Below are 2,698 nucleotides of genomic sequence, written 5' to 3'. Positions count from 1 at the left end.
GTGACTGCGTACCTTTTGTATAATGGGTCAGCGACTTACATTCAGTGGCGAGGTTAACCGAATAGGGAAGCCGTAGAGAAATCGAGTCCGAATAGGGCGAATAGTCGCTGGGTGTAGACCCGAAACCAAGTGATCTATCCATGGCCAGGATGAAGGTACCGTAACAGGTGCTGGAGGTCCGAACCGACTAGTGTTGCAAAACTAGCGGATGAGCTGTGGATAGGGGTGAAAGGCTAAACAAACTTGGAAATAGCTGGTTCTCTCCGAAAACTATTTAGGTAGTGCCTCAAGTATTACCTGCGGGGGTAGAGCACTGTTTAGGCTAGGGGGTCATGGCGACTTACCAAACCTATGCAAACTCCGAATACCGCAGAGTACAGCTTGGGAGACAGAGCACCGGGTGCTAACGTCCGGACTCAAGAGGGAAACAACCCAGACCGCCAGCTAAGGTCCCTAAAATTGGCTAAGTGGGAAACGAAGTGGGAAGGCTAAAACAGTCAGGATGTTGGCTTAGAAGCAGCCATCATTTAAAGAAAGCGTAATAGCTCACTGATCGAGTCGTCCTGCGCGGAAGATGTAACGGGGCTAAGCCAGTTACCGAAGCTGCGGATGTGCAATTTATTGCACGTGGTAGGAGAGCGTTCTGTAAGCCTGTGAAGGTGGGTTGTGAAGCCTGCTGGAGGTATCAGAAGTGCGAATGCTGACATGAGTAGCGTTAAAGGGGGTGAAAAGCCCCCTCGCCGAAAGCGCAAGGTTTCCTACGCAACGTTCATCGGCGTAGGGTGAGTCGGCCCCTAAGGCGAGGCAGAGATGCGTAGCTGATGGGAAACAGGTCAATATTCCTGTACCGATCAATAGTGCGATGTGGGGACGGAGAAGGTTAGCTCAGCCAACTGTTGGATATGTTGGTTCAAGCGTGTAGTCGTGCTCTTTAGGCAAATCCGGAGAGCTTAGATGAGGCGTGATAACGAGTCTGCTTGCAGACGAAGTGAGTGATACCCTGCTTCCAAGAAAAGCCACTAAGCTTCAGCTATTGACGACCGTACCGCAAACCGACACTGGTGCGCGAGATGAGTATTCTAAGGCGCTTGAGAGAACTCTGGAGAAGGAACTCGGCAAATTGACACCGTAACTTCGGAAGAAGGTGTGCCTTTAGTAGGTGAACCTGTACAAGGGGAGCCCAATGAGGCCGCAGAGAATCGGTGGCTGCAACTGTTTATTAAAAACACAGCACTCTGCAAAGACGAAAGTCGACGTATAGGGTGTGACTCCTGCCCGGTGCTGGAAGATTAAATGATGGGGTGCAAGCTCTTGACTGAAGTCCCAGTAAACGGCGGCCGTAACTATAACGGTCCTAAGGTAGCGAAATTCCTTGTCGGGTAAGTTCCGACCTGCACGAATGGAGTAATGATGGCCACACTGTCTCCTCCAGAGACTCAGCGAAGTTGAAATGTTTGTGATGATGCAATCTCCCCGCGGAAAGACGGAAAGACCCCATGAACCTTTACTGTAGCTTTACATTGGACTTTGAACAGATCTGTGTAGGATAGGTGGGAGGCTTTGAAGTAAGGTCGCTAGATCTTATGGAGCCAACGTTGAAATACCACCCTGGTGTGTTTGAGGTTCTAACCTTGTCCCGTTATCCGGGATGGGGACAGTGTATGGTGGGCAGTTTGACTGGGGCGGTCTCCTCCCAAAGTGTAACGGAGGAGTTCGAAGGTACGCTAGTTACGGTCGGAAATCGTGACGATAGTGCATTGGCATAAGCGTGCTTGACTGCGAGACTGACAAGTCGAGCAGGTACGAAAGTAGGACAAAGTGATCCGGTGGTTCTGTATGGAAGGGCCATCGCTCAACGGATAAAAGGTACTCTGGGGATAACAGGCTGATACCGCCCAAGAGTTCATATCGACGGCGGTGTTTGGCACCTCGATGTCGGCTCATCTCATCCTGGGGCTGTAGCCGGTCCCAAGGGTATGGCTGTTCGCCATTTAAAGAGGTACGTGAGCTGGGTTTAAAACGTCGTGAGACAGTTTGGTCCCTATCTTCCGTGGGCGCTGCAAGATTGAGAGAGCCTGCTCCTAGTACGAGAGGACCGGAGTGGACGCACCTCTGGTGTATCGGTTGTCACGCCAGTGGCATTGCCGAGTAGCTAAGTGCGGAAGAGATAACCGCTGAAAGCATCTAAGCGGGAAACTCGTCTCAAGATGAGTCTTGCCGGGGCCTTGAGCCCCCTGAAGGGTCGTTCGAGACCAGGACGTTGATAGGCTGGGTGTGGAAGCGCGGTAACGCGTTAAGCTAACCAGTACTAATTGCCCGTGAGGCTTGACCCTATAACTTTGACTGCCAACAGCAGATCAAGATGGGTATTCAAGTTATGTTGTTCTTCAGAAGTCTGAAGACGCAATCAAAATACTGATTCCGCTGCATGTTTGACAACATGCGGTGTGCAGATAAAGCTAGCAATAGTTCATCTGCTGACTCTACCAATTGGACTTATTGGCCACGCCAATAAGTCAACCAGTCAAGCCTGACGACCATAGCGACTTGGTCCCACTCCTTCCCATCCCGAACAGGACAGTGAAACGAGTCAGCGCCGATGATAGTGCGGATTCCCGTGTGAAAGTAGGTCATCGTCAGGCTATTTATTAAGCAACCGCCCCAGTATCGAAAGATACTGGGGCGTTTTGCTTTGGCG

At 51.0% G+C, this 2,698-nt stretch carries 2 rRNA genes (1 of these 2 cut by a window edge); both read left to right on the top strand.

Annotated features, from left to right (window positions below):
• Window positions 1-2,333: ribosomal RNA gene (locus AC07OY_RS28910) — 23S ribosomal RNA — on the top strand; it begins 644 nt to the left of the window's first position.
• Between the two features lie 196 nt (window positions 2,334-2,529).
• Window positions 2,530-2,642 (top strand): 5S ribosomal RNA (gene rrf / locus AC07OY_RS28905).
• Window positions 2,643-2,698: the final 56 nt, after the last annotated feature.

The organism is Roseateles sp. GW821-FHT09H10 (genome assembly GCF_059415865.1).
The sequence above is the reverse complement of the archived record's forward strand: the minus strand, read 5'-3'. Positions and strand labels throughout refer to the sequence as shown.